The sequence below is a fragment of the Myroides sp. C15-4 genome (assembly GCF_050522745.1).
GTDB lineage: Bacteria > Bacteroidota > Bacteroidia > Flavobacteriales > Flavobacteriaceae > Flavobacterium.
The window spans coordinates 139,424-146,602 of the sequence record NZ_JBMVQX010000006.1; the positions used below are offsets into that span (position 1 = coordinate 139,424).

Sequence of the window (7,179 nt, forward strand, 5' to 3'; positions counted from 1 at the left end):
TACACTAAAAAGATAATATGTCTGAAGAAAGAGCAATAAGAATAAATAAAGTTTTAAGGGAATTAAATATTTCTCTAGATAGAGCCGTGGACTTTTTGAAAGGCAAAGGGTATGAAATTGAAGCAACACCAAATGCTAAGATTTCACAAGAAGAATTCAACGTTCTTAATAAACAGTTTTCTGCTGATAGAGGGAAAAAGGAAGCTTCTATTGAAGTAAGTGAAGAGAAGAGAAAAGAAAAGGAAGCGCTTAAAATTGAGCGTGAACGCGAATTAGAAGAAAAGAGAAAACAAGAAGAACAAGCTCGTATCAAGAAAGAACAAGAGATCATTAGAGCCAAAGCAGAAGAGCAAGTTGCGATTAAAACTGTGGGTCAAATTGATCTTGAACCTAAAAAAACTTTAGAAACTTCTTCAGCTGTATCTGACAAAGTTGTGGAGAAAGAAGAGATTAAAGCTGAGCCTGTAAAGAGAGAAGAACCAGTTGCGAAAGAAAGCGTTGCACAAGAAAAAGTAGAGGAGAAAGTAGAAGCTACTCCTGCTGCTAAGGTTAATGTCGATTCTAAAACTGATTCAGCAAAAAATACGACAAAGAAAGTTGAAGCTAAAAAAGTAGCGAATAAAGAATCAAAAGTAAAAGACAAACCTGTGGAAGAAAAGCAACAGAAGGAGTCTGCTAAAGTAGCAAACGAAGAAACTAGAGTAGTGGAAGACGATAAGGTTGATGCGAAATTAGGTGATGAAATCATCAAAACGAACTATCAAAAACTTTCGGGAACTACATTTACAGGGCAAACGATCGATTTATCTCAGTTTGACAAGCCTAAGAAGAAGAAGGAAGAGAAGAAGGATGACAAAAAGGGCAATGTTGCTGGTAGAAATAAAAGAAAACGTATTGCTAAACCTGCTACAGAAGGGGCTGGAACAAACCAGAACAATGCAGGTGGAAACACAAATAAACCAGGGGGGAACAATGCAAACCGCCCAGGTGGAAATAACGCAAACCGCCCAGGTGGAAACAACGCAAATCGCCCAGGTGGAAACAATGGTAAATTCAATAAGAATAACAACAACAACCGTAGAAATGCTCCAGTTGTAAAAGCTGAGCCAACGGATGAAGAAGTTAAAAACCAAATTAAAGAAACGCTTGAGCGTTTACAAGGAAAAGGAAATCGTTCCAAAGCAGCTAAATATCGTAGAGATAAACGCGATGTTCACCGTAAAAAATCAGACGAGGAACAAAGAGCATTGGAAGCAGGTAACAAAGTGCTTAAAGTAACGGAATTCGTTACAGTAGGTGAAATTGCTACCATGATGGATGTGCCGATTACTAAAGTAATTGGAACTTGTATGTCGTTGGGTATCATGGTTACAATGAATCAACGTCTGGATGCAGAAACGTTGACTATTGTGGCGGATGAATTTGGTTTCGAAGTAGACTTTACTACTGCTGACTTAGAGGAAGCAATTGAAGAGACTCCAGATAGACCAGAAGATCTAAAACCTCGTGCACCTATCGTTACCGTGATGGGACACGTGGATCACGGTAAGACCTCTTTATTGGATTATGTGCGTAAAGCCAACGTAATTGCAGGAGAGTCTGGAGGAATTACACAACATATCGGTGCGTATGGAGTAACGTTAGAGAATGGTCAACAAATTACCTTCTTAGATACTCCAGGACACGAGGCGTTTACCGCTATGCGTGCACGTGGAGCACAAGTAACCGATATCGTAATTATCGTTATTGCAGCGGATGATGACATCATGCCACAAACTAAAGAGGCAATCAGTCACGCACAAGCTGCAGGAGTACCTATCATTTTTGCGATCAATAAAGTGGATAAGCCAACAGCAAATCCAGAGAAGATTAAAGAGAAATTAGCTTCGATGAATTTACTGGTTGAAGAATGGGGAGGTACGTACCAATCACAAGATATCTCAGCTAAACAAGGGATCGGAATGAAAGAATTGTTGGAGAAAGTTTTACTTGAAGCAGAGATGTTAGAGTTAAAAGCAAATCCAGATAAATTGGCATCCGGAACAGTTGTTGAGGCTTATTTAGATAAAGGACGTGGATATGTGTCTACGGTATTAGTACAAGCAGGTACATTAAGAGTAGGAGATTACCTATTAGCAGGATGTAACCACGGTAAAGTACGTGCTATGCACGATGAGCGTGGAAATGCTGTACAAGAGGCAGGACCTTCAAGACCAATTTCTGTATTGGGATTAGATGGTGCGCCAGGAGCAGGAGACAAATTCAACGTATTTGAAGAAGAGAAAGAAGCAAAGCAAATTGCCGCTAAACGTACGCAATTGTTACGTGAGCAGTCCGTTCGTGCACAAAGACACATTACCTTAGCAGAGATCGGACGTCGTATCGCATTAGGAGATTTCAAAGAGTTGAACATTATCCTAAAAGGAGACGTGGATGGATCTGTTGAAGCACTTTCTGATTCCTTCTCTAAATTGTCAACAGAAGAAATTCAAATCAATATTATTCACAAAGGAGTGGGTGCAATTACAGAATCTGACGTATTGTTAGCTTCTGCATCAGATGCGATTATTATCGGATTCAACGTACGTCCAATGGCTTCGGCTAAGGTGTTAGCTGATAAAGAAGAAATCGATATCCGCAACTACTCAATCATTTATGACGCAATTGACGACTTGAAAGACGCAATGGAAGGTATGTTATCTCCAGAGTTGAAAGAAGAAGTTACAGGTACAGCTGAAATTAGAGAGCTATTCAAAATTTCTAAAGTGGGTACAATTGCAGGATGTATGGTTATTGATGGAAAAATCTTCCGTAATTCTAGAATCCGCTTAATCCGCGAGGGAGTTGTAATCTATACAGGTGAACTTACGGCACTTAGACGTTTCAAAGATGACGTGAAAGAAGTATCGAAAGGATATGATTGTGGTATCCAAATCAAGAACTACAACGATATCAAGGAGTACGATACGATCGAAGCATTCCAAGAAGTAGAAGTGAAGAAAAAGCTTAAATAAGCCGATTTTTACTACCCTATAGCAAAGAGAGATTCGCAAGAATCTCTCTTTTTTTATGACAAGATGACAGCTTTTTTTATTTGGCGCGCCATTTGCTATTTTACATAGTGAACATTAATTGTGATATCTATGATGATATGGGGTTTTATGATTGCCATGATGCTTGTCAGCTGGTGGGTGGGTAATCGTTTACAGACAAAGTTTAAGAAGTATTCTGAGGTACATTTACAGAATGGTATGAGTGGTGCAGAAATTGCCCAAAAAATGCTTTTCGATCATGGAATCAGAGACGTTCGCGTGATTTCCACGCCGGGAAGATTGACGGATCATTACAATCCGATGGATAAGACAGTAAATTTAAGTGAGGCCGTTTACAATCAGCGTAATGCCGCAGCGGCTGCTGTAGCAGCACACGAGGTAGGACACGCCGTACAACATGCACAAGCGTACTCTTGGTTGACCATGCGTTCTAAAATGGTGCCTGTTTTAGAAGTGTCCTCTAAGTTTATGCCCTTCGTGTTAATTGGTGGTGTTTTATTGATTAAAACCTTTCCACAATTGCTTTTATTGGGTATCGTATTATTCGCTCTAACAACGCTGTTTTCGTTTATTACGCTACCAGTAGAATACGACGCGAGTAACCGTGCATTGAAGTGGTTAGAAGCTAAAAATATCGTGACACCACAAGAATTAGTAGGATCTAAAGATGCGTTGAAATGGGCGGCTAGGACCTATGTAGTCGCTGCAATATCTTCTTTAGGTACTTTATTATACTACGTCATGATTTACATGAATAGAAGGTAAATAACTGTTTTTTATTATATTTTAATTGTTTTAAAAAGGATTTCTAACGAAATCCTTTTTTTATTGTATTTCGATGAGTAGCGGAATGTGATCTGAGATCTTGTTTGCTTCTTTTATCGTGTCAAAATCCTCAAAAAATAAGAGTGCTTTGGTTGACTTAACAGTAAAGTGCGTTTGTTGAAGAAAGATATTGTCATACGCATTGGCCAAACAATCTCCCTGAATACACTTCTGACGCAGCGAGGTCTTTTGTTGCGTAAAGGCTGGTGTATATCCTTGCTTTTTAAGAGGATTGAATACCGAATGCGATTCTGGCGTATTAAAATCGCCTAGAAAAATAAGATTTTTATCCTTGTACACTTCAGGTAGAAACTTCAGGTATTTGATTTCTTTTTCCGGTTGGTGTTTCTTGGGTAAAGCGTGTAAATTGACAAGGGTAAATTCAATATCCTTGTACTGAAAAGTTGCCATATAGGGCTCTCGTTCAATTTCTTCCTGATAGGTTGGATCCAAAAAAGCTTTCTTTTGTAGTTTTACCTGTTTAGTTTTCCACAAATACGCATAGCGCTCAGAACGATAGGGCGAACTTACGGTAGGATCGCTTAACGCATACTCCCATTTGGCGCCACTTTTGCGATTGAGCTCCTCGTGTAAGGCAGCAAGCGTTTGTGCTCCACTGGGATTGGTGACAATCTCCTGAATAGCCACAATATCCGCTTGCTTCATTATTTTAGCCATATAGCTGATGTGTTCTTCGGTTTTACTACTTCCTAAGTTTTTTAAGTTCCAAGTCATAATTTTAACTTGAGCGAACAACAGTAAAGGGGCAAATACAAATAAAAAAACCAGGGTGGTTTTGATACAATTAGGCATGTTAATTACTTTAGATTGGGCGTATTATTGTGTAATATTTAAGGTGATTTGTAAAAAATGAAGTATTTTTACGGTTCGAAATTTTGTTTAGAAAAACGGGGCGAAATTAAGTAAAATCCCTTTAAAAGACTAAAGTTATCATTGTGAAAGTATTTTCTTCCATTGGCGAATTTAAAACCGATAAAAAAGTTGTCGCAACCTTAGGAACCTTTGACGGGGTTCATGTTGGACATCAAATGATTATAAAAAAATTAGTAGATGCTGCTACTATATTGGATGCTGAAAGTTTAGTATTGACCTTCTTTCCTCATCCGCGTATGGTACTCAAGCAGGATCACGGTATTCGCTTATTAAATACACTGGAGGAGAAGCAGGAACTTTTAGCTGATTTGGGATTGCACAACTTAGTCGTGCAAAAATTTGATTTAGATTTTGCCAATTTAAGTGCGGAAGACTTTGTCAAACAAGTATTAGTCGATACGTTTAATATCTCTAAAATCATCATCGGTTATGACCACCGTTTTGGAAAGAATCGAACGGCAGATATTCACGACTTAAAGCGTTTTGGTGCGCGTTATGGATTTGAAGTAGAAGAAATTTCGGCTCAGGAAATTGATCATGTGTCCATTAGTTCTACAAAGATTCGAACCGCTTTAGAAGCTGGGAATATCGCCCTAGCTAATGAGTTTTTAGGACATGAATACTATTTCTCTGGTCGTGTAATTCACGGGAAGAAACTAGGCCGTACGCTTGGTTTTCCAACGGCTAATTTCGAAATATCAGAATCGTATAAAATGATTCCACAAAATGGGATTTACGTGGTTGAATCGGAAATTGATGGAGTAAATGTCAAAGGAATGATGAGTATTGGTATCAATCCTACCTTTGTTGACCATCCCCATACAGTAGAAGTAAATTACCTAGATTGGTCTGGTGATTTATATGATAAGACGCTTAAAGTTCGTATCTTGGATCGCATTAGAGATGAACAAAAATTTAATTCGCTAGAGGCGCTTGTCGAACAACTGAAAATGGATGAACAAGCGACGCGAGCATATTTTAACCGCTATGTGGAAAAAAGCCCTTCAACCCATTGATAATGCCCCTTTAATTATTTTCAGAATCTTTTTTGGTTTTCTATTTGCTTGTGAATCCTTTGGAGCAATTGCTACAGGCTGGGTGAGAATCAATCTTGTAGATGTTAAACTTACGTTTTCTCATATTTACATGGATTTCTTACAGCTGCTGGTTGGGCCGCAAATGTATGTGTATTTCTTTGTTATGGGATTAGTTTCACTCGCTGTTATGTTGGGCTATCGCTATAAGTGGACGATGCCGCTATTGACGCTCCTTTGGGCGGGTGCCTATTACTTACAAAAAACATCGTATAACAACCATTACTATCTGTTGTTGATCATTTGTGTATACATGTGCTTCTTGCCTGCGGCTTCGTATAAATCACTAGATGTAAAAGCGAATCGCGTCAAAGAAGAACTGTCCATGCCCCTGTATTTTAATTGGATTTTTATTTTCCAAGTGAGTGTGCTCTACATTTATGGCACAATTGCTAAGTTTTATCCTGATTGGCTTGATGGTACGTTTACTGAAATTATGTACCAATCAGCGAATATTCCCGATGGTTTTAAAAATGTATTTACTCAAAAAGAGTTTTACCTGATTATTGCCTATTTGGGTATTATTTTCGATGGATTGATCGTGCCTGCTTTGCTGTGGAAACGCACGCGTACTTTGGCGTTGGTCGCCTCTTTTATCTTCCATTTGTTTAATTCAGCGACTTTGCACATTGGAATATTTCCTTATTTTGCTCTGACATTTGCCTTGTTTTTCTATCCGTCGGATCAAATTAGACGTATTTTCTTGAAAAAGAAAGCTGCAGTTGAACAAACAGAACCTTTTGCAACCCCTCAGTTAAGTAAACCTGTGTTGGGCTTTTTAGCAGTGTTTATGTTTATTCAATTTGCTTTGCCTTTACGCCAACATTTTATCGAAGGAGATATCTTGTGGACCGATGAAGCACATCGTTTAAGTTGGCGCATGATGTTGCGTTCTAGAGGGGGCTATACCACCTTTATCGTTGAAAATAAAAAGACAGGTGAACGCAGCTTTTATAATTCGCAAAACGTCTTGAGCGATAAACAAGACACCCGATTGAATACCTCGGATATGATCTGGCAAATGGCACAATACATCAAAAAAGAATATGCAGACCTCGGGATAGACGTCGCTGTTTATGCGGATAGCTGGGTGTCAATTAACGGTAGAGCCTATAGTCAATATATCGACCCTACAGTTGATTTAGCGAATGAGTCTTGGAATTATTTCGGTCATAGTACGTGGATCTTGCCTAAACCTTTTTAGGGGTGAGTGGAAAGTGGTGAATGGAGAGTGGAGAGTGGTGAACGTCCCTAAATATGGTTGACCGTTTTTAAACATTAACTTCATTATTAAATATAGTAATAAATGGTTT

5 protein-coding genes are annotated in these 7,179 nt (G+C 38.7%); 4 read left to right on the forward strand and 1 reads right to left on the reverse strand.

Going from position 1 to position 7,179, the window contains the following annotated elements; all coding sequences use genetic code 11:
• Nucleotides 1-17: 17 nt before the first annotated feature.
• Both infB and ACPDHL_RS04820 read left to right on the forward strand, forming a co-directional pair.
• Nucleotides 18-3,014 carry a translation initiation factor IF-2 gene (gene infB, locus ACPDHL_RS04815; RefSeq protein WP_182625858.1) on the forward strand — a complete coding sequence of 999 codons (2,997 nt, stop codon included), beginning with the start codon at nt 18-20 and terminating at the stop codon, nt 3,012-3,014.
• A gap of 132 nt (nt 3,015-3,146) precedes the next feature.
• Nucleotides 3,147-3,818, forward strand: coding sequence for a zinc metallopeptidase (locus tag ACPDHL_RS04820; RefSeq protein WP_182626071.1), 672 nt, complete (start codon nt 3,147-3,149; stop codon nt 3,816-3,818).
• A 60-nt stretch (nt 3,819-3,878) separates the two neighbouring features.
• On the opposite strand, the gene ACPDHL_RS04825 is transcribed toward ACPDHL_RS04820, so the two are convergent.
• On the reverse strand, nt 3,879-4,691 hold the full coding sequence (locus tag ACPDHL_RS04825; RefSeq protein ID WP_430531654.1) for an endonuclease/exonuclease/phosphatase family protein: 813 nt from the start codon (nt 4,689-4,691) through the stop codon (nt 3,879-3,881).
• 143 nt (nt 4,692-4,834) lie between these two features.
• Between ACPDHL_RS04825 and ACPDHL_RS04830 the strand changes: the two genes are divergently transcribed.
• A complete protein-coding gene (locus ACPDHL_RS04830) occupies nt 4,835-5,788 on the forward strand; it encodes a bifunctional riboflavin kinase/FAD synthetase (protein WP_430531655.1) in 954 nt (317 codons plus the stop codon).
• A complete protein-coding gene (locus ACPDHL_RS04835) occupies nt 5,727-7,070 on the forward strand; it encodes an HTTM domain-containing protein (RefSeq protein ID WP_430531656.1) in 1,344 nt (447 codons plus the stop codon). The genes ACPDHL_RS04830 and ACPDHL_RS04835 overlap by 62 nt, the downstream gene beginning before the upstream one ends.
• Nucleotides 7,071-7,179 lie beyond the last annotated feature (109 nt).

Bases quoted from the DNA above. Each gene is read 5' to 3' on its own strand.
- ACPDHL_RS04820 (WP_182626071.1), top strand. From the start codon at position 3,147: ATGATATGGGGTTTTATGATTGCCATGATGCTTGTCAGCTGGTGGGTG.
- ACPDHL_RS04835 (WP_430531656.1), top strand. From the start codon at position 5,727: ATGAACAAGCGACGCGAGCATATTTTAACCGCTATGTGGAAAAAAGCC.
- ACPDHL_RS04825 (WP_430531654.1), bottom strand. From the start codon at position 4,691: ATGCCTAATTGTATCAAAACCACCCTGGTTTTTTTATTTGTATTTGCC.
- infB (WP_182625858.1), top strand. From the start codon at position 18: ATGTCTGAAGAAAGAGCAATAAGAATAAATAAAGTTTTAAGGGAATTA.